General features: G+C 47.4%; 18 protein-coding genes. 13 read left to right on the plus strand and 5 right to left on the minus strand.

All coding sequences use genetic code 11. The annotated features are described in order from the left end of the window. Nucleotides 1–9: 9 nt before the first annotated feature. Complete coding sequence (gene tilS / locus B153_RS0127925) at nt 10–1344, minus strand: tRNA lysidine(34) synthetase TilS (RefSeq protein WP_020600052.1); 1335 nt, start codon at nt 1342–1344, stop codon at nt 10–12. 33 nt (nt 1345–1377) lie between these two features. Between tilS and B153_RS0127930 the strand changes: the two genes are divergently transcribed. The 10 genes from B153_RS0127930 (at nt 1378) to B153_RS0127975 (ending at nt 11013) form a co-directional block, all read left to right on the plus strand. Further along, nucleotides 1378–3222, plus strand: a complete 1845-nt coding sequence (locus tag B153_RS0127930) for an OstA-like protein (protein WP_020600053.1) — start codon at nt 1378–1380, stop codon at nt 3220–3222. A 95-nt stretch (nt 3223–3317) separates the two neighbouring features. After that, nucleotides 3318–3983: a T9SS type A sorting domain-containing protein gene (locus B153_RS0127935; protein WP_020600054.1), complete on the plus strand. Its 666-nt coding sequence runs from the start codon at nt 3318–3320 to the stop codon at nt 3981–3983. A gap of 123 nt (nt 3984–4106) precedes the next feature. Beyond that, complete coding sequence (locus B153_RS0127940) at nt 4107–5000, plus strand: outer membrane protein assembly factor BamD (protein WP_020600055.1); 894 nt, start codon at nt 4107–4109, stop codon at nt 4998–5000. A gap of 81 nt (nt 5001–5081) precedes the next feature. Beyond that, nucleotides 5082–5393, plus strand: coding sequence for a DNA-directed RNA polymerase subunit omega (locus B153_RS0127945; protein WP_020600056.1), 312 nt, complete (start codon nt 5082–5084; stop codon nt 5391–5393). Between the two features lie 122 nt (nt 5394–5515). Further along, a complete protein-coding gene (gene coaBC / locus B153_RS0127950; RefSeq protein ID WP_020600057.1) occupies nt 5516–6760 on the plus strand; it encodes a bifunctional phosphopantothenoylcysteine decarboxylase/phosphopantothenate--cysteine ligase CoaBC in 1245 nt (414 codons plus the stop codon). 47 nt (nt 6761–6807) lie between these two features. After that, a complete protein-coding gene (gene porD, locus B153_RS0127955; RefSeq protein WP_020600058.1) occupies nt 6808–7713 on the plus strand; it encodes a type IX secretion system protein PorD in 906 nt (301 codons plus the stop codon). 42 nt (nt 7714–7755) lie between these two features. Continuing rightward, nucleotides 7756–9411 carry a DNA repair protein RecN gene (recN, locus tag B153_RS0127960; protein ID WP_020600059.1) on the plus strand — a complete coding sequence of 552 codons (1656 nt, stop codon included), beginning with the start codon at nt 7756–7758 and terminating at the stop codon, nt 9409–9411. 87 nt (nt 9412–9498) lie between these two features. Then, a complete protein-coding gene (locus tag B153_RS0127965; protein ID WP_020600060.1) occupies nt 9499–9954 on the plus strand; it encodes a hypothetical protein in 456 nt (151 codons plus the stop codon). After that, nucleotides 9920–10591 carry an SCO family protein gene (locus B153_RS0127970; RefSeq protein WP_020600061.1) on the plus strand — a complete coding sequence of 224 codons (672 nt, stop codon included), beginning with the start codon at nt 9920–9922 and terminating at the stop codon, nt 10589–10591. The genes B153_RS0127965 and B153_RS0127970 overlap by 35 nt, the downstream gene beginning before the upstream one ends. Beyond that, on the plus strand, nt 10588–11013 hold the full coding sequence (locus B153_RS0127975; RefSeq protein ID WP_020600062.1) for a c-type cytochrome: 426 nt from the start codon (nt 10588–10590) through the stop codon (nt 11011–11013). Before B153_RS0127970 ends, B153_RS0127975 begins: the two co-directional genes overlap by 4 nt. 28 nt (nt 11014–11041) lie before the next feature. On the opposite strand, the gene lptC is transcribed toward B153_RS0127975, so the two are convergent. From lptC to B153_RS0127990, 3 genes are read right to left on the minus strand one after another with little or no spacing between them, the layout of a single operon-like run. Next, on the minus strand, nt 11042–11647 hold the full coding sequence (lptC, locus tag B153_RS0127980; RefSeq protein WP_026262508.1) for an LPS export ABC transporter periplasmic protein LptC: 606 nt from the start codon (nt 11645–11647) through the stop codon (nt 11042–11044). A 16-nt stretch (nt 11648–11663) separates the two neighbouring features. After that, nucleotides 11664–12893 carry a BamG family beta-barrel-assembly machinery protein gene (gene bamG / locus B153_RS0127985; RefSeq protein WP_040762268.1) on the minus strand — a complete coding sequence of 410 codons (1230 nt, stop codon included), beginning with the start codon at nt 12891–12893 and terminating at the stop codon, nt 11664–11666. A gap of 28 nt (nt 12894–12921) precedes the next feature. Further along, nucleotides 12922–13716 (minus strand): type III pantothenate kinase, encoded by a 795-nt coding sequence (locus B153_RS0127990; RefSeq protein ID WP_020600065.1) that lies wholly within the window; start codon nt 13714–13716, stop codon nt 12922–12924. A 154-nt stretch (nt 13717–13870) separates the two neighbouring features. Between B153_RS0127990 and B153_RS0127995 the strand changes: the two genes are divergently transcribed. From B153_RS0127995 to rho, 3 genes are all read left to right on the plus strand, one after another. Then, a complete protein-coding gene (locus B153_RS0127995; RefSeq protein WP_211221718.1) occupies nt 13871–14332 on the plus strand; it encodes a hypothetical protein in 462 nt (153 codons plus the stop codon). Further along, complete coding sequence (locus B153_RS0128000; protein WP_020600067.1) at nt 14329–16161, plus strand: M64 family metallopeptidase; 1833 nt, start codon at nt 14329–14331, stop codon at nt 16159–16161. Before B153_RS0127995 ends, B153_RS0128000 begins: the two co-directional genes overlap by 4 nt. Before the next feature lie 543 nt (nt 16162–16704). After that, nucleotides 16705–18918 carry a transcription termination factor Rho gene (gene rho / locus B153_RS0128005; protein ID WP_020600068.1) on the plus strand — a complete coding sequence of 738 codons (2214 nt, stop codon included), beginning with the start codon at nt 16705–16707 and terminating at the stop codon, nt 18916–18918. Nucleotides 18919–19064: 146 nt separating this feature from the next. On the opposite strand, the gene B153_RS0128010 is transcribed toward rho, so the two are convergent. Then, nucleotides 19065–20375, minus strand: a complete 1311-nt coding sequence (locus B153_RS0128010; protein ID WP_020600069.1) for a hypothetical protein — start codon at nt 20373–20375, stop codon at nt 19065–19067. Between the last annotated feature and the right edge of the window lie 74 nt (nt 20376–20449).

Consider the following 20449-nt stretch of genomic DNA (forward strand, 5'->3'; position numbering starts at 1 on the left):
AATGGTGCATCAACCAATTACAAATCGTAATACTTTCTTCGTTTCGGCTACCATACGAAACCGATGATCGATCCGCCGGCCAATTACCCAGGCAATCTGTGCGTCAACCACCAGCACTGAAACCTGCTCCCGCTCCGAGCGGGTTACTTTAAGATCATTCAGAAAATCGCTTACCAACTTGCTTCCCTTCAGGCCCAGAGGCCGAAACCGGTCTCCCAACCGCCAGGAACGTATTGTAATGGGAAAACTTACCCTATCGGCATCAAGGCAAGCTGTGTTAGGAGCCGAAGAAAGGTGAAAATCGGCAGACTTATTCACAAGTTCAACCGTAAGGGTTGTGCCATCAGGAAGAAACACTGGTTCAGTAGGCAACTCCATCAAGGTAATTTCATAGGCGTACGGCTCAGGAAGCGGCTCAAGTAACAACCCCATACGTTCATGGACCACCCGATGCGTATCTGACACAAATACCTGCCCCACTTCCTGATCGAGGGCTTCGATCATCTGCACAATCTGAGCTTCTGTAAACCCAAATGGTTTAAGCCATTCGGCCAATCGAAAAGGCAGTTCAGCTAAGGTGTTTAATTTAGCCGAAGGCAGTAGAGTCTTTTCACCCTGTTGCACAGCGATTTCCAACCAGGAGCGTTCCAGTTCAGCTTTTACCAATTGTTCAGCCGCCCGAAGTCGTTCGACCGTGCGAGGTAGCGTTTGCCATAAGGATGGGTTTATACCTGTCAATACTGGCACTACATGGTGTCGAATCCGATTACGGGCATACTTATCTTCTGGGTTGGAGCTATCCTCCCGATACGCCAGATTCTGCTCCGTCCTGTAAGCGGCCAGTCGGTCGCGGGTGGCAAACAGGAGCGGACGTACCACCTCATTCTGGCGGCTGGCAATGCCATGCAAACCCGCCATACCCGTACCACGGGTCAAATTGAGCAATAGGGTTTCGAGTACGTCGTTTTGATGGTGCGCTGTTGCCACGCAGGTATAGGAGTACTGCCGAAGCAATTCAGTAAACCAATGGTACCGAAGCTCACGGGCTGCCATCTGGATCGAAATGCCTTTTTCAGCCGCAAAGGCCGTTGTATCGAAGGTGGTGAGATGAAACGGAACCCCATATTGCTCAGCCTTGTTTTTCACAAAAAGCGCATCGTCATCGGATTCATGGGCTCGTAAGCCAAAATTAACGTGAGCAATCGCAAACGGCTGACGAATGCGGTGGAACAGTTCGGCCATTACCATCGAATCGAGTCCACCGCTGACAGCCAGCAGTACCCGGTCGGTCGGGGCAAACAGGCGGTTGCCGTTAATAAATGCTAAAAAGTCCTGTTCCAACATCCGGAGTCGGCCCAATGCCGTAGTTTTGTCAATATGATTCGTTTATTCGTTCGTTTACTGGTTCTCACCCTCGGGCTCAGTTTATTCGCACCATCGATTAAAATGCTGGCGCAGGTTGCACCTACTTCATCACCTGCTGGCGCAGGCGACAAAGTAGAGTTGTTCCACGCCGATAGCCTGGTGGTACTCAACGTACCGGGCCAGGTGGTCCGAAAGCTTCACAATAACGTCCGGTTACGCCATAAAGGTGTCCTGATGTACTGCAATCTGGCCATTCAGAACGTAACCGAGAATAAAATTGAGGCCTACGGAAATGTCCGACTCATTCAGGGCGACACCATTTCGGTAAAAGGCGATACCATGTTTTATAATTATCAGGGCAGCACTCGTCAGGCCAATATGCGCGGCCATGTAACGATGCGTGACCGCAAAATGACCCTGACCACCGCCCAGCTCGATTATAATATGATGTCAGGCGTTGCGCACTACCCAACCCCAGGTCGTATTGTCGATAAAGAAAATACGTTAACCAGCCGGGAAGGCGATTACGATACGCGGAGCAAGTTATTTACCTTTCGCCAGAATGTTCGCTTAGTGAACACCAAAGGTACGCTCACCGCCGATTCGTTACTCTATAACTCTACTTCGCGCATGGCTACATTCAAGGGCCCAACGCGCATCACGAATAAAGATGGGGTACTTACAGCGATTGCCGGCCAGTATAACACCACCACAGGCATTTCTAATTTCGAACGGCGGGCAACGGTAGAAACCCCAAAATACCGTCTGACGGGTGACTCGCTCTACTACGACAACGCCACCGAACTAGGTATCGCTAAAGGTAAGGTAGTCATGGTTGCCAAGGACCACAAAGCCGTGATTCTGGGTGATCATGTTCGATACAACGGTAAGATTGGTATTTCACGGGTAACTGGCCATGCCGTAGCCAAAAGTGTAGGTAATGAAGCCTCGAAAGACACGCTTTTTTTACGAGCCGACACCCTCTTTTCGTTCGATAACAAACTAACGAATACGCGTCGTTTTCTGGCCAATAAAAACGTGTTTGTTTATAAATCGGACCTTCAGAGCAAATGCGATTCGCTCATTTATGACACCGCCGATTCGACCATTTATTTCTATAAAAAACCGGTTGTCTGGAGCCAGAATAAATACCAGATGGAAGCCGATTCAATGCGGGCTTTGCTTAAAAACAATAAGATCAATACACTCTTTTTGAAAACAAAATCCTTCGTGATTTCGCTGGATACTCTGAAGAATTTTAATCAGATAAAAGGCCGTACCGTAACGGCTTATTTCACCACCAAACTAGTCTCGACAGATACCCTCACGGAGGCAATAGAGACTACTAAAACGGCCCAAAAAACTACGACCAAAGCCACTGGGCCCGGAAACAACTCTGCCCTTGCAACGAACGACCCACTTAAACGCGTAGTAGAGAAAAAGAGCACATTGCCCACCTCAAAAACAGCAACCCTGCAGGAGCAAACCACCCTGGAACGTGTAATTGTTGATGGCAATGGACAAAGCATTTATTATGCACTCAACGAGCAAAATAAAATGATTGGCCTGAATCATGTGGAATGTAGCAAAATGAATATCGAATTCAACGACAATAAAGTTGGGCGAATCCGATTTTATGGACATCCGGATTCACAACTGATTCCACCTAAAGAAATTACGGGTGAAGTACAGGAACTTGACGGTTTTCGTTGGCGCGAGGCCGAAAAACCAACCAAGAATCAGGTTTTATGGCTCGAAACTCCGCCTAAGGAGCAGCCGGCGGTAAAAAAACCATTAAAAAATAATGGTCAAATTAAACCTTTGGCTCAAAAATTGGTTCAAAAGGCTAATAATTGACCGTTTTAACAATTTTTTAGACGATACCCCGTTGACTTTGTCTTTTGCGGTGAATAGGTTTGTGTTGAATACGTGTGCATCTGAAAAGGACTTTCATGAAACAATTTATACTTATTGGTGTATTGATGGGCTTGCTAACGGCAACGATCCCGATCAGGGCGCAGGTAGCGCTCCGGGACTCGGATGCTCGAAAAGGAAGCCGACTCGAACTGGGCCGAACTGCATCATCCCCAAAAACCAGTTCGAACCGATTACCGTCGCAGCGTTTTTCGATGGTACCTAACCCGAGTTTGTCTGGGCTTGATCGGTCGATAACGCTCAACAAAAACAGCGCCATCAACGAACATTATCGGTCACTGCTGCTGCCGAAGTCTGGTTCCAAATCGGCTGCTCGGACAACCTCCTCAGAGAGCACCCCAGCCTCTTCAGCCGAACTTCGCGTGGGCGCTTCTCAGGAAATAAAAGCCGATAGCCGGTTGTTCAATAACGAGAAGCTCTGGGTATCGAACGCCTATCCGAACCCAGCCGATGATGTTGCTGAACTCGATTATCAGTTTGCCGGAACAGGCTCAGAAGCGAGGTTAGCTTTGCTGAATATTCTGGGAACGCCCGTAGCCGGTTATGAACAGATTGAACTCGAACCCGGCAACCGAAAAGTACGCATCGTGACCCGGCCGCTGGATACAGGCTATTACCTCTATCAACTTACTGTCGATGGTAAGAAAGTGGCAACCAAGCGATTACTTGTTCGTCATCAGTAAGCCTAAACGCAATTGTTAAAATAATCTAAACCGCCGGATTTGTTGATTATTTTTGGCACTATCTCAGGCTGTACCGTCGTTAAAACGGTGTAGCCTGTATTTTTTTTGTATCTTTGCACTCATATGCAACAACGTCATTTCGGTAAGATTCTGCTGGGTATTTGCGTCGTATTTTTACTGGGTTCGTGCAGCCCATTCGCAAAATTGCAGAAAAGTGGTAGCGACGATCAGAAGTATAAAGGCGCTCTTGAATATTATGCCAAACGCGACTGGTATCGGGCTGGTCTGCTATTTGAAGAGTTGATTCCGGTTTTGAAAGGAAGTACTGAATCAGAGATGGCGCAGTTTTACTATGCCTACACTCAGTTCCATCAACAGCAGTATCTCCTGAGCGCTACGTTGTTCAAGAAATTTTACGAAACTTTCGCCCGATCTGATTATGCTCAGGAGGCAATGTATATGTACGCTTACTCGCTGTACAAAGACACGCCTTCGTTTAATCTCGACCAATCGAACACGCTTACTGCCACTTCTGCCCTGCAGGACTTTATCAACGCCTATCCCGACAGTAAATACAAAGAGGATGCGACTAAACAGATTCTGGAATTAAGGGGCAAACTGGAACGGAAAGCCTATGAAAAAGCACTCCTATATTACAAAACGAGTGGTTTTAACATTGCAGCCTACAAATCGGCAGTCGTATCGATCAACAACTTCCAGAAAGAGTTTCCTGATTCAGAATACAATGAAGAGTTAGCCTTCAAAAAAGTAGATGCCGAGTTCAGTCTGGCCCAAAACAGTCTGGAAACAAAGCAGAAGGAACGTTATCAGGAAGCAATAAGTTATCATCAGGCATTCGTTGATAAGTACCCGAACAGCAAGTACGTTAAGCAGTCGGAGAAAATGTACGAAACCAGCCAGAAAGAAATTGAGCGCCTGGACAAACTAGAACAGGAGCGCGAGAAGGAAAAAGAAAAACATAAAAATCAACCCGCTAAAGTAACAGCGGCCAATTAAATTGTTTACAGTTCACGGTCTACTGTTCTCAGGTAATGCTGGTACAGAAAACGGAAAACTGGAAACAGCAAACTAGCAGCTATGGCAACCAACCAATCCATTATTACCCGCAACAACGATAAAATTGCGGCCCAGACGGGTAACCTGTACGAATCTGTATCGATTATCTCGAAACGTGCCCGGCAGATTGCCACCAAAAATAAAGAGGAGTTGAGCAATAAACTGTCGGAGTTTGTGTCGGCTGTCGACAATCTGGAAGAAGTATTCGAAAACCGGGAGCAGATCGAAATTTCGAAATTCTACGAACGGATGCCCAAACCAACTTCCATTGCCACCGACGAGTTTCTGGAAGGGAAAGTCTACTGGCGCTATAACGACGAGCCACAGCAATAAGGCAACTTACTCGGTTGTTTTCCAAGACCGCATGGTAACTTTGCCGTGCGGTTTTACTATTTAAACCAGTCAGATTACAAAGTCGCCTACCGAATATGGATGGCTATTGACGTGCAGAATCTATGTCAGTTGCAGGCAAACGAATTCTTCTGGGTGTAACGGGTAGTATTTCAGCCTATAAATCGGCCCTGTTGACACGACTACTGATAAAAGCCGGAGCCGACGTACAAGTGGTCATGACTGAGTCGGCCAAGTCATTTATTACACCGCTCACGCTGGCAACCTTATCGAAACGCTCCGTACTATCCTCGTTTGTTCATTCGGCATCAGGTCAATCGGGCGATGGCAACTGGAACAATCATGTCGAATTAGGCTTATGGGCCGATGCTATTGTAATTGCCCCTGCCTCAGCCCGTACGCTTGCCCGTTGTGCTACCGGGCTTTGTGATGATTTACTGTCGGCCGTTTATCTGTCAGCCCGATGCCCTGTATTTTTCGCGCCAGCGATGGATGTGGATATGTATCATCATCCAACTACGGTCGAAAACCTTCATAGACTCGAATCGTTTGGTAACCGGATCATTCATGCCGAACACGGGGAGTTAGCCAGTGGATTAGTTGGAGAAGGGCGGCTGGCAGAACCTGAAACCATCTTACATACTCTGGACGCGTTTTGGCGGGAAACAAGCCCAGCCTCTCCGCAACCTGATACATTGCAAGGGAGAAAAGTACTGGTTACGGCGGGCCCGACTCAGGAACCTATTGACCCGGTGCGGTACATTAGCAATCATTCGACCGGAAAAATGGGCTATGCCATTGCCAAAGCTTTTGCGATGGCTGGCGCTGAAGTTACTTTAATCAGTGGCCCAACGGCCCTGGCTGTGCCCACAGCAACCATTCAACGCATTCCAGTACGATCGGCACAGGAAATGTACGAGGCTACTCAAGCCGTTTTTAGCAACGCAGATATTGTGGTTCTGAGTGCTGCTGTAGCCGATTACACGCCCGCCCACCCTGCTGACAAAAAAATTAAAAAGAAGGAAAGTACTTTTTCGATTGAACTGACCAAAACCATCGACATTGCTGCTACGCTCGGAAATCAGAAGCAGACAGGACAACTGATAATGGGCTTTGCCCTTGAAACGGACAATGAACTAGAGAATGCAATAAAGAAACTTCACGCTAAGAATTTAGACTGGATTGTGTTAAATTCACTACGCGATTCAGGCGCTGGTTTTGGGCACGATACCAATAAAATCACCGTTATTGACAAAGACAATCAAACCTACGAATTTGCACTCAAATCGAAAGATGAGGTTGCCCAGGATCTTGTCGGGCTGGTAGTCGATAAACTTAACTCTCTGTGAATCTCAGTCAAACAACTATAATACAGAGATTCAGAGCCTTATCTGGTATGAAACTATTACGCATTTTACTGGTTTTGAGTTGTGTGGCCGGGTCTGCCCAGGCACAGGAATTGAACTGTCAGGTTAATATCAACTCCGACCAGTTGTTTGCCCAGCAAAAAACAGATTTCTCCTACGTCAATCAATTGAAGGGCATCATTACGGAGTTTATGAACAACCGACGCTGGAGCAACGACCAGTTTGCTGTGAATGAACGAATTAACTGCTCGATCAATATTAATCTGGTGAAGTCGCTTACGCAGGGAGTATTTGAAGCTACGGCTCAAATCATAGCGACTCGCCCGGTTTACGGCACCAACTACGAAACAACCGTTTTCAGCTATGTAGACCGCGCTTTCAACTTTGTTTACCTGCCGACTACGCCAGTTTATTTTCGGGAAAACCAGTACTCTGATGATCTAACTTCGCTACTGGCTTTTTATGCGAATGTTATTCTGGCGGTCGATTATGATACGTTCAGCAAGGAAGGAGGTACGCCGTTTATTCAGCGTGCCTATACGATTACCAACCTGGCGCAGCAGGGCTCGCCAAACGGAGCCTGGCAAGCCGGTGGCGACCGACGAAATCGGTACTGGCTTGTTGAAAATCTGCAAAACCAACAACTGGTTCCGTTTCGGGATGGTATGTATACCTATCACCGTCAGGGTCTGGATGTTTTTGCCGCTAATCCCGTTCAGGTACGCAAACAAACGCTGGACCTCTTGACAACGATTCGTACGATTGGACTGCAGCTTCCTAACTCGGTGTTAATCAACTCATTTTTTGATGCCAAGTCGGAAGAGTTGTACAACATTTTGTTCGAAGGTACATCTACAGAACGCCAGAAGGCCTTTGATTTGTTGTCGTATTTAGACCCGGCCAAGACCGAAAAATACCGAAAACTAGTGCAGTGAGCATCCCTCACACAAACAGTCCACTGTTAACTTTTATAGATTTTGCTTTCGCATTTACTAATAAAAAATTACGCACTGATTGACGAGCTGGAACTCACGCCCGACCGTGAACTGAACATAATCACGGGCGAAACGGGAGCCGGTAAATCGATCATGCTAGGTGCTATTGGCCTCCTGTTAGGCAATCGGGCCGATACGCGCGTTCTGTATAACCCTGAGCAAAAATGTGTTATTGAAGGCACTTTTGGCGTATCGGGTTATGCGATTGAACGTATTTTCGACGAAGAGGAACTCGACTATTCCACTACCTGCATTGTTCGCCGGGAGATCAGCGTTAGTGGGAAATCTCGGGCCTTCGTCAATGATACGCCGGTTAATCTGGAAACCCTCCGCCGGGTAACGAGCCAGATGATGGATATTCACTCGCAGCATGATTCGGTCCTGCTTGGCTCCAACGAATATCAGCTAGAGATTGTCGATACCTATGCCCAGAACGACGGGCTACTTCGCACGTATCGCTCTGACTATCAATCCTATCGAACCAAACGAACTGCCTACGATCAGCTACAGGCCGAAGCTTCGGCAATGCGTAAAGAGTTCGATTACAACAATTTTTTGTACGAAGAACTCGTCAAAGCGCAACTGCAGCCCGACGAACAGGAAGCCCTCGAACAGGAGCTGACTATACTTGAAAATGCTGAAGAAATAAAGGAGCGACTACAACTGGCCTACGAATACCTCGACAACGCCGAACAGTCGGTCATTGATTTCCTGAAAGGGGCGGTCAGTAATCTGGCGTATATCAGTAAGCTATCGGACCAATACGAGCAATTGCAGAACCGGGCTCAAAGTAGTCTGATTGAGTTGCGGGACCTGGCCGATGAAATCAGTTCCGAGCAAGATCGGGTGGAGATCGATGATACCCGGGCCGAAACCATTCGCGAGCGTCTGAATCTGATGTATCAACTCCAGACCAAACACCAGGTTAAGAGTGTGGATGAACTGATCGCATTACGCAATGAGCTTGAAAGAAAAGTAAGCAAAGTGCTTAACCTGGACGATGCCCTGGCCAATGCCAAAGCGCAGGCTTCGGCTGCTTATGCTCAGCTTCAGATAAGTGCCGAAGCCTTATCAGATTCCAGAAAAGGGGTTTTGCCCTCCATCGAAACCGAAATAGGTAGTTTACTGCACGATTTGGGCATGCCTAATGCATCGCTTAAAATCGAAGCCGAAATCACGAAAGCCTCACCAACGGGTGTCGACCTGATTTCATTTCTGTTTAGCGCCAACAAAGGGGTTAAACCGCAGCAGTTGAAAAACGTGGCCTCAGGGGGTGAGTTTTCGCGGCTTATGATGGCTATTAAGTATATTCTGGCAAGCAAGCGGTCGCTGCCAACCATTGTCTTCGACGAAATCGATACCGGCGTTTCCGGGGAGATTGCGATCAAGATGGGCAACATGATGCGCGATATGGCCCGAAGTCATCAAATTATCGCCATTTCACACCTTCACCAGATTGCCGGTCAGGGTACAGCCCATTACTTTGTATTTAAGGATCATTCGTCGGATAAAACGGTGAGTCGGATCAAAAAACTTACCCACGACGAACGAGTTGCCGAAATTGCGCAGATGATCGGCGGCAAAAATCCATCGGCCAGTGCCCTTAAAAATGCCCGCGAAATTCTTAAACAACGATAAAACAAAATATATGTATGATATAGGATATATGATGTATTTAACTGGTACTGAAGCTCAATAGATCCTATATCATACATCCCCCTTTCCATGCATACACCTATACGTAACCTCGCCATTCTGGTAAGCATTTGTGGTACTTTTCTGGCCTGTAATTCAGGTGAAGAAGCTGTAAAAAAAAGCGAAAATGAAGTACTGGCGATTCATGATGAAGTCATGCCGAAAATTGACGACATCATGAAGTTGAAGAAACAATTGAAGCAGCGAATCTCATCCCTCGACAGCTTGAAGGCCAGCGGCTCGGCAGCCGCTACCCTACGTACGGATGAAGAAAAAGAACAGGCCACCCGCCTGGTCAGCGACCTCACGATTGCCGATAGTCTGATGATGAACTGGATGTCGCATTACAATGGCGATACGCTGGCTAAACTTTCCTCTGAAGAAGCGCTGAACTACCTGTCTGCGCAAAAAGATCAAATTACGGATGTTAAAAAACGTGTTACCACCAGCATTGAACAGTCCCGCCAGTTTTTGGGCAAACCTTAACGCATGGACCTGCCTTCCTGTACTTGCTATCCTGCTGTGGAGTTGCGGTACAGGCTCCGATGATAAACTCCCTATTTTAGGCCAGCGGGAAGTCGTTACAAAAGTCGTCGAGGGTAAGACCGTAACCGATTCGGTCGATCATACCATTCCCGATTTCAACTTTGTGAGCCAGTATGGGGATACCATAACGGCTAAAAATCTGGACGGAAAAATTTATGTAGCCGATTTCTTTTTCACGACTTGCCCGACCATTTGCCCTAAAATGAAGGTGCAACTCAAGCGCGTATACGACAAGTTCAAAGGGAATCCAGAGGTTATGCTCCTGTCGCATACCATTGATCCGGCACACGACTCGGTAGCTGTACTGAACGAGTTTGCTCAGAATCTAGGCATTACAGGCCGTCAGTGGCTATTCGTAACGGGCGACCGCGAAAAAATCTATGAGATAGGCCAAAATAGCTATATGGTAACGGCGCAGCAAGACTCGTCGGCGCCGGGTGGTGTTGTACACAGTGGTGCTTTTATTCTGGTCGATAAGCAGAAACGCATCCGGGGTATTTACGATGGCACAACCGAAGAAGGAGTCAATAAATTAATGGCTGATATGGAGCGACTATTGGCCGAGTACAAATCATGATCCGATTAGCCAGTTTTTTAGTCATCATTACGGTTTTTGTCGCCTGCGTATCGTGTCAGAGCGAAGAAGAAATAAAGCGGCAACGATACATTACGGAAGGAATCCTGGTTTATAAAAACAATTGTGCAAACTGCCACCAGCCGAAAGGCGAAGGGCTGGCCGAACTGTATCCGCCCATCGCTAAGTCCGATTATCTGACCAACAAAGATCAGGTAATCTGCTTAATGCGTTATGGACAGCAGGGAAAAATCGTGGTTAATGGTAAATCGTATAACCGACCGATGCCCCCACAGCCGCAGCTAAGCGATCTGGAAATAGCCGAGTTAGCTACCTACATTTACAATGAATGGGGCAACGAAACCAAAGTCACAGGAGTGAAGGAAGTTACGCCAATTTTGAAGAAGTGTGCCGAAAGTCAATAAGTAATCGTTTGGTAATTAGGCATCACCGTTAAATCCCCGCATCGACGTTGAATACACCCGTTACTTTGCGGATAGCATATTTCGTAAAATCCTGATTGGCATCCAGGCCAATACCGTATAGTTTTTCGCCAGTCAACTGGCTAAGAACCGTTACGGGCTTGTCGGTATATACTTTCTTGGTTATGGGATTCCAGGTAAGTTCGGGCGTGAGGAGCTTTTCCTTCTTCTGTTTGTTCACCACCTCTACATGCCCAATAACAACATAGATATCTTTCGCCTTGTCGTAACGGCCCGAATCGGAGCGTACCGTAGTTACTTCATCGCCTGATGGCCCATAAAACACAATCTGAATGGGTTTTGGGTATCGTCGATTGTCGTTCACATAGCGAAGTTGCTTGGCTGTTGTCAGTTTAACCTTCAGCATGGCAGCCTCGCTGTATAATAACTTTACGTCGTTGATTTCTTCGATGGGCCCACTATAAGGTTCTACCTTCTTAGCCTGTTTAGAATCTCCACAAGCGATAAGAAGTGAAATGTGAAGAATGAAAACTGATAAATACAGACCAGACTTCGGCTGCCTTACGGGCCTATCCTTTTGTTGAACTCCAGCTAGTCTGCATTCCTCACGCTTCATTCTTCACTGAAAAAAATTAATCAATAACCGGTTTGCGGAACCACCAGTCGTTCAGCGAGAAACCCAGGGCAATCCGTACGTAGCGTTCCCGAATCTGATTGGCAGTCAGTACGCCACGCTGGCCAGCCACAACCGATATACTGATGTGGTTTACCAGATACGAGCCAAGTGGCAGGGAAACCCCCAGACTACCGTTTACATCATTGATTTTTAAGCCACCAATCAGGTAAGGCATCTGATTGTATTGAAAACCAGCCCGGTAAGTAACCAGATCCCAGTACCGGTTCGATGTGGGTTTAGGTGTGTATTCAACCCCGGCGGCAACCGACATGGTGTTATGGAGGTTGCCTGCTTTATTATCTGATGTCCGGTAATCGCCCCACTGCTGCATCCCGAAATCAACTCCGACTAGCAATGAATTGTTCTTTTCAAGGCTGATACCAAAGTTCATCTGGTTCGGCAAAATAGCCTTGCCTGCCGAATTGAGTTGAAGGGTATCGGGAGAGTTGATAGCTAGTTTATCGGTGGTTGTCTGCTGATAAATATCGGTTTGCTGAGCTTTTACACCCGTTTGAGGTTCATACGTGGCGCCGAGGTTGAGCGTCCAGTTTTCGCTCAGCTTTGGTCGCCAGGCACCGCCCAATTTGAACACAACATCACTATAGGTAACCCGATTTAGCCGATTCACCAGAACATCGGCACTACCCGTATTGATGTAGGAATTGGACGAGTACGTAATATTTCCGAACAGGAATGAAGCCTCCGCTCCCAGATAGATATTCTTTGCCAACCGTACTCCATTAGCAAACGAAGCTTTATTTAATCCACCACGTCCGGTATAAGTATATTTAGTAGGGTATATAGATCCCGGTACAGTCGATATGCGTTCCGTATTGTAATTCACGTACGAATAAGGCTTTAAACTTATGGCCATATTCCAGCGTGAGTTGGCAGGAAATGCCAGCGCCAGATACCCAAGGTTACCGGCGGTATTGTTCTGATTCCGCAATTCGTTGCTGATATTCTGGCTCAGTCCTTTCGACTCGCCCAATAGCCCAACCTCAAAAACTGTGAAACGGGTCCGACGAGCCAGTAAAGCCGGATTTTGCAAGTTCATGTAGAAAGCACTGGCATTGCTGACACCAATCCCACCCATGCCCATATTGGTTACGTGAGCAGGACTATATAATTCGCCAACTCCCAAAGCCGAATAGGGTGAATTCCCTAAACCCTGTGCCAAACCGATTGACGAAGTTGCGGCAATGGCCAGCAAACTAGGTATGATTATCTGGCGTATTCGCTTGTAAATTCTTAACATTATAGCGTAAAATTCGATTCAACCCAATCAATACCAAGTTTGGGACTGCAAATATCGGGGGTTTCAGACGACTTTCAAAGGCGGGGCCATCTCCCCCACACAGTAAAACTACAATCTCTGGCCGTTCTGTCCGATATGCATCAATAATCCCATTCAATTCAAACGTCAGTCCATTCACTACTCCGCTCTGCATAGCTGCCTGAGTATTTTTAGCCGTAAGCCCCGGCCAGGCGCTCGGTGCTTCAACCAAAGGAAGCCGGGCTGTCTGCTCATGCATCGCCCGAAATCGCATGCGTAGCCCCGGCGAAATCAACCCTCCCTGAAATACCGCGTCATGATCGATCAGATCGGCCGTCAGGCAGGTTCCCAGATCAAGCACCAGACAGTCCTGGCCCGGATACAAGGCAACAGCACCCACGGCAGCCGCTACCCGATCGGCCCCAAGCGTATGGGGTGTATCGTATGCTTTGCGTATGGGTAGAGCTGTTTGGCTATCCAGCACCATAAAATTGCGTTGTAGCCCCGTAAAGCCCCGCCGAATTTCGTCGGCAGGCCGACTAGTCGATGACACCAGGACATGCGCGACTGACTGATTAACTAATTCGGCCAACAGTACGTCGGGCGTGTCATAGCGCGTCGTCCTTACCAGAGTATCGCCTTCAAACCAACCGGCTTTCAGGCTTGAGTTCCCCCAATCAACCACCAGGTTATGGATCGTTGATGGATAAGCTGGGTTTGTATCTGTCTGCATTCGTATACGCAAGTGCAACGTTGATTGTGCGCACAAAATTTGTGATTCTTTCTTGTTTTAAGGATTTTTAACGGCAATAATGCCTCATTCGGTCCGCCCTTTCTACCTGTTGTAGTACATGCCTGCATTTATACGTATTCTTCCACTCATACTTTTGCCCATAGTCTTGAATTGCGCGCCTTCAAAGCAGCAGGCAATTATCCATCAATTGCCCAATTACGACCCAAAAGCCGTTCACCGTATCGTATTTGTTGATTTCACAATTCGTCGGAACACCTCCCGCCCAACCGAACAAATAAACCTAACGAACTCGATTATAGGCAATGGCGAGCTAAAACCTATAGGCCAACCCGTTCATACGCCTTATCAGCTCCAGATTCGTTACTATTCCAACGATAAGCAGGTCATTAAAACCGATAGTCTGGAACATCCCCTTTTCCGGTCACTAGAAATTGCAAACACCAATGGCACCTTTGACCGAAGTTTGCGCACAGAACAGGAAGGGCATTTTTCCATTCGATTTCCTTACACGGACTCGTTAACCAAGCTAGAGATATATAGCCAGACACCCGATCGGCCCGTTCGAAAAATCTATACACTATCCCTAAAACCATGAGACAACTTTTCAACCTGCTGACAGGCTGTTTTTTGATGACTAGCTCTTTGTGTTTAGGCCAAAAGTTTCAGGTCGATACACTCCAAAAAACCGGGCCATTGGCAAAACGCATCAATGTAGTCATTCTGGGAGACGGCTTTACACAAGATGAGCTACCTAAGTTTGATCAGGAAGCCCAAAAAATTATGAACTTCTTCCTGGGTTACACGCCCTACAACGCGTATAAAAATTACTTCAACTTTTTCAGCATCCGGGTTCCATCCAATCAGAGTGGCGCTACTAACCCAGGTACTGCTCCCGATCGGTATCCCAATCAGCCTATCGAAACGAAGGATACGTATTTTGGCTCATCTTTTGGTACGGCTAATATCCATCGATTGGTTGCCATCCGAAATTACCAGGCGTTTACGAACGTCATGGCGACGAATTTTCCTAGCTACGATTTAGCGATCATGATTGTGAATTCGCCCTGGTACGGCGGATCGGGAGGCAATCCGGCAACGTTTACACTCGACGCCCAGGCTAGTTTAATCGGCATGCACGAGATTGGCCATCTCTTCAGTTCCCTCACCGACGAATATTGGGCAGGCGCTGTATATGCCCGTGAAGCCGCCAACATGACGCAAAACACAAACCCCGCAACCATTACCTGGAAAAACTGGCTCAATCAATTCAACATTGGAATTTTTCAGCATTTGGATAACGCAGTAGCCCAGAGTTGGTATAAACCAACGAATCATAACTGCCTGATGGAACAGTTGGACCGCTCTTTCTGTGCCGTTTGCCGTGAGGCCACGACCAACCGTATCCTCCAGCTTGTAAAATCGGTCGATGGGGTATCTCCTCTGCCTAGCTCCCGCATTACCGTCAATACACAACCTGTAACCATTCAATTGACCCTCCTAAAGCCCAATCCGAATACCTTAGCGGTAGACTGGCGGTTAAACAATCTGCCGTTTAAACAAAATACTGACCAGGTCACTCTTTCAGCCGATCAATTGCCGAATCAGACAAATACGCTGAGCGTTACGGTGCTCGATACCACAGACTTTATCCGGCTAGCCAGTCACCCGCAGCAACATCGATACACCTATCAGTGGACGCTTGAACGAGATGCTCCTGCTCAGACCATGACGCTCAGTACTTCGCGGAATTCGCTTTGTATCGGCGAGTCGGCCATACTAACGGCCAGCAATTGTAGTGGCTCAGTTACCTGGTCGACGGGCGTTGCCAGCACGTCCATTGCCGTATCGCCTACTCAATCGACAACGTATACAGCCATGTGCACTATAGCCGGAACCAGCTCACAAACGGCGTCGATTAGTCTGGCTGTATTTCCACTACCTACTGCCGAAGCCAGCAATACAGGTCCTTATCTCGAAAATCAAACCATACAGCTTACCGCTAAAGGCGGCACACGCTATGCCTGGGCTGGCCCGGCTAATTTTACATCATCGGAACAGAATCCAGCAATTCCGGCGGCCAAGGCAAGCCAGTCAGGGGCGTATACCGTGACAGTGAGTTCGACGAACGGCTGTAGCGACAAAGCACAGACTGTGGTGATCATCAATCCCTTACTGTCCGTTACATCGCCATCAGCCGACGCCGTATGGGTCTTTCCCAATCCTGCCAAAGAACAGGTTTTCATTCGCTCGGCGCTCTCTGGCGAACTGACCTTTACGTTATTCGACGCAAAAGGGAATGATGTATTGAAAAAATCTTTCTATCAATCTACCGAATTTCGTACTGATAAATTGGTAAAATCCGTATATTTCTATCGCGTTAGCAACGGACAGCAAATCCTTACCGGAAAGTTAATTATTGAATGAATCCGGCAGCCTCTCTTGCGTTTTCTACTTCGTTGGTCTTTCTTCGTTCTTAATCGTAAAGTCGATGTACCGAACGCAACAGATTCATCCGATCAGGCGTATCCATAGAAACTCATTTTTTTATGTAAACAGGAAACAATTCGTTTGAAATTACGTTCTCTTGACAAGACTGCAACAAACTATTACCTTTGCTACCATCACGAGTCGGTAGATAGGGGTTTAACAAGAAACCCATAGCGACGGCAGATCATCGCCACGGCGAACCGCCATTTTCCCAACATTCTCATAATCATCTTATCTGGCCTCCCCAGACGGTTATAGTTGGAATCGGCAAACCATCCCAGTTTTAATGTAGTTTGAATTAAAGTTCATTACCTAAGTAAACAAATCGGTTGAGGTTAATTTGATTAATCTGTTGCCCCACGTAGCCCGTATGCGGTCTCTTAACTCGCCTATCACGAAAGCGGTTTCTTAAAATCAACAATCCCCAGGTTCCATCATCACCGCGCAGGCGGTTCTATTAAGGTTTATTACCTGACCTTTATGTTCAAGAAAGAAGAATTAGACAAGAAGTCCCGCGAGGAGCTTCACCCCATTGCCGAGCAATTCGGTATTCGTAATATTTCTAAATACACCAAAGAAAAACTGGTTTACGAAATCATAAAACAACAGTCGGAACAACCCAGTCCAGCCGAAACTGAGGCCGTGGCTACACCGACTGAAGCGCCTAAGCGTGGTAACCGACGCCCAAAACCAGCCGTAAGTACGACTGAAGCAGCGGCCACTACCGAGGCAACGGCTCTTCCAGAAACACAGTCTGTAGAATCAACTCCCGTCAGCACCGCTACTCCGCAACCCCGACAACGGGCTCGACGTGAGCGGGTTGACACCCCAAAATCGAATACACCAACGGCCGAAGTGACCGAAACCGCATCAACTACTCCAGTTGCCGACAACGTTGCTTCCACGCCAACACCCGAGCCAGAAAGTACATCGACAGAGCCGACAACGGAGCCTTCGCAACCCTTCCGCCAGCAACGTGACACACGCGATTCGGGGTCGCGAAATGGCCAATACAATCAGCAGGGGCGAAACCGGCCAGAAAATCGACGCGAAGGCGAAGAAAGTGGAAACCCATCCGAACGGTTGTTCCGGCAGGCTCCTCCCCGAAACGACCGGAACGGACGCCCCGACCAGAACCAGGCCCGAAATGGCCGGCCTGAATGGCAACGTGACAATCGGCAACGGTTTGAACCCAACCGCGAACGCACAGAAGGCGGATCGGGTACCGGAAATTCCCGTGATAACAACCAGCGAAGAGAACCGCGTCCACGCACACCGCGTGTGGCAACGGACGAAATGACGCTGAATTATGGCGGCCAGGCTGAAGACGACTTCCTGACACCCACAGTTATTTCGGAAGATAATGCACCTAATATGCAATCGACTGCCGATTCGATGGTTTCGGTTGCCAACCCAACGAATGAGCCTGTCGATTCGCCAACCGATATACAGCCCGACCAGTCGCTATCGGTCGATGGGGGCCAAATCGCTCAGCCTCAACTTAACCAGCCAAGCCGCGAAGCCCAGGAATACCAGAATCGGATCCGGCGACAGTACAACCAGCATATTCGGGAATTCGACGGGATTATCGAAAACGAGGGTGTGCTGGAAATCATGTCTGATGGAGGGTATGGCTTCCTACGTTCAGCTGACTACAACTACCTCGCCAGCCCCGATGATATTTATGTATCGCCCTCCCAGATCAAACTATTTGGCCTGAAAACGGGCGACACCGTTCGCGGGGCTATTCGACCACCGAAAGAAGGGGAAAAATACTTTGCTCTCCTGCGCGTATCTACGGTCAATGGAAAAACGACCGAAGAAATCCGCGACCGTATCCCGTTCGAATACCTGACTCCACTTTTCCCGGAAGAACACATTCGGTTGAGCACCCGGCCCGAAAATTATTCATCGCGGGTACTGGACTTGTTTGCGCCAATCGGAAAGGGCCAACGGGGCATGATCGTTGCGCAGCCCAAAACGGGGAAGACTGTCCTGCTAAAAGAGATTGCCAACGCCATCACCAAAAATCACCCCGAGATTTACCTAATTGTTCTTCTCATCGACGAACGCCCGGAAGAAGTAACCGACATGGCCCGGAGCGTGAATGCCGAGGTAATTTCATCAACCTTCGATGAGCAGGCTGATCGCCATGTGAAAGTATCGAGCATGGTGCTGGAAAAAGCGAAGCGGATGGTCGAATGTGGTCACGATGTGGTTATTCTGCTCGACTCGATTACACGTCTGGCCCGGGCTTATAACACAGTGGTACCTTCGTCGGGAAAGATCCTGTCAGGGGGTGTGGATGCCAACGCTCTGCATCGGCCGAAACGATTCTTTGGCGCAGCCCGTAATGTAGAAAATGGCGGTTCGCTGACCATCATCGCTACAGCCCTGATTGATACTGGATCGAAAATGGATGAGGTAATCTTTGAAGAATTCAAAGGAACGGGTAATATGGAACTCCAGCTCGACCGGAAATTAGCCAACAAACGGGTTTATCCGGCCGTCGATGTATTGGCATCGGGTACCCGTCGGGAAGATTTGCTGCTTGATAAAGAAACGTTACAGCGCGTCTGGATTCTGCGCAAGCACATGGCTGATATGAACCCGATGGAAACCATGGACTTCCTGCTCGACCGCATGAGAGGTACCCGCACCAACGAAGAGTTCCTTATCTCAATGAATCGGTAGGTTTATAATTGACAAAGCCGCACTTTTTAGATCAAGTGCGGCTTTGTCAATTATAAACCTGTTTTAAGCTTTCTTTTTATGGCTGATTCTTGATCTAAACTGAAGCGATTTTACTGCCTGTCAGTTCAGCAGGCTCGGTCATTTAATTACAAAATTCGGAAAGCGAGCCCTAACGAATAACTTGAAAAGCTCCCCAGCTTATAAAGTGCTTTTTCATCGGTTTTACTGAAGGGGCCACCCCATGTTACTCCTCCCTGTAGACCTAGCCGCTGAGAGAACATAAAAATCATTTGTCCATCCAACGTCCAGTAAAACTGATCTTTACTTAGTTTTGATTCTTCGTAGGCAGGCTGCGATGCGCTATATTTCCAGGAATGCTTAACCATCATATAGCCTATGCCCGGCCCAAAAAACAAATGAAAACGTCCATTTTTTGAATATGCTATATCTTTCCCTACACTCCCGGCGAAACTAAACGTAGATATGGTTAACGGTCCGCTAAAAACAGTATAGTTCCCCGAAGTCCCCTGTGCTTTAATAGAAAATTTCTCATCATACTGTTCCATGCCGCCTGTTGAGAAAGAAAATGACAATCCTTTTCGAGACAGTCTGGCTGCACTAAAAAACCAACTGGTTTTACCAAGCCCTCCGGTATTTGTTTGATTTGAGGTAATAAGTGGCGACATAAGGTTATTTATACCGCCTGATAATATGCCCAACTCGTCGGATTCTGTCAATGCCTCAACTTCCGTATCCAATAGAGAAACAATCGCTTCGGCTACTTGCTGGGAGGATTGCTCAATCTGCGCCTGTTGCTGTTGCAAATCAGCCATTTGCTGATTATACTGCTGAGTAGCCTGCTGGCGTTGCTGATCCAGTGCTTGTTGTTGCTCGGTACGTTGCTTTTCCAGAAGAGCCTGTCGTTTACGTTCAGCTTCGGCTAGCTGTTGTTGGTACGCACTTTGTGCATTGGATTGATTATAGGAAGATGATCCTGATTGATATTGCGTTTGGTTTTGCTGATTGGTATTGCCATTCGTTTGAGTCGCATTGCCTGTAACTTTCCAACAATCGACATTGTAGTCGCAGATATATAAATATTCATACCGAAACCGTAAGGTCGAAACACTATACCCATTTGGCGGGTAAAAAAATTGTCCATCTATATCTCCTGATTTGGTAACTCCTGCTCCAATGGTGTTAAGCCCCTTATCATTTTTAATGACACTCCCATTACTCATCCATTGAAAATTGTAATGAATGTCTTTACGGACACTATTTCGATTGTGAATTTTCAGATTTAGACGATCTTCACAGGTATTACAGTCCTTCCGCCAGCGATAATAAAAATCAATATTGTCTCTGGTAAACCAGAATTGGTATTGGTTTTGATAACTATTCTGGGAGAACCCAACCACACAAAAGAATAGTAGAACAATCGTAGTGATAGGCTTCATAGCTGTGTGTCTGGATTTGTTGCATCTATGCTTTCAAACAGGCTAGTAATTTCTTTCTTCATCTGCCGACTGCG

It is taken from the genome of Spirosoma panaciterrae DSM 21099 (genome assembly GCF_000374025.1).
Taxonomy (GTDB): domain Bacteria; phylum Bacteroidota; class Bacteroidia; order Cytophagales; family Spirosomataceae; genus Spirosoma; species Spirosoma panaciterrae.

Coding starts and splice junctions, on each gene's coding strand:
- tilS (WP_020600052.1), bottom strand. CDS start 1,344: ATGTTGGAACAGGACTTTTTAGCATTTATTAACGGCAACCGCCTGTTT.
- B153_RS0127930 (WP_020600053.1), top strand. CDS start 1,378: ATGATTCGTTTATTCGTTCGTTTACTGGTTCTCACCCTCGGGCTCAGT.
- B153_RS0127935 (WP_020600054.1), top strand. CDS start 3,318: ATGAAACAATTTATACTTATTGGTGTATTGATGGGCTTGCTAACGGCA.
- B153_RS0127940 (WP_020600055.1), top strand. CDS start 4,107: ATGCAACAACGTCATTTCGGTAAGATTCTGCTGGGTATTTGCGTCGTA.
- B153_RS0127945 (WP_020600056.1), top strand. CDS start 5,082: ATGGCAACCAACCAATCCATTATTACCCGCAACAACGATAAAATTGCG.
- coaBC (WP_020600057.1), top strand. CDS start 5,516: ATGTCAGTTGCAGGCAAACGAATTCTTCTGGGTGTAACGGGTAGTATT.
- porD (WP_020600058.1), top strand. CDS start 6,808: ATGAAACTATTACGCATTTTACTGGTTTTGAGTTGTGTGGCCGGGTCT.
- B153_RS0127965 (WP_020600060.1), top strand. CDS start 9,499: ATGCATACACCTATACGTAACCTCGCCATTCTGGTAAGCATTTGTGGT.
- B153_RS0127975 (WP_020600062.1), top strand. CDS start 10,588: ATGATCCGATTAGCCAGTTTTTTAGTCATCATTACGGTTTTTGTCGCC.
- lptC (WP_026262508.1), bottom strand. CDS start 11,647: ATGAAGCGTGAGGAATGCAGACTAGCTGGAGTTCAACAAAAGGATAGG.
- B153_RS0127990 (WP_020600065.1), bottom strand. CDS start 13,716: ATGCAGACAGATACAAACCCAGCTTATCCATCAACGATCCATAACCTG.
- B153_RS0128000 (WP_020600067.1), top strand. CDS start 14,329: ATGAGACAACTTTTCAACCTGCTGACAGGCTGTTTTTTGATGACTAGC.
- rho (WP_020600068.1), top strand. CDS start 16,705: ATGTTCAAGAAAGAAGAATTAGACAAGAAGTCCCGCGAGGAGCTTCAC.
- B153_RS0128010 (WP_020600069.1), bottom strand. CDS start 20,375: ATGAAGCCTATCACTACGATTGTTCTACTATTCTTTTGTGTGGTTGGG.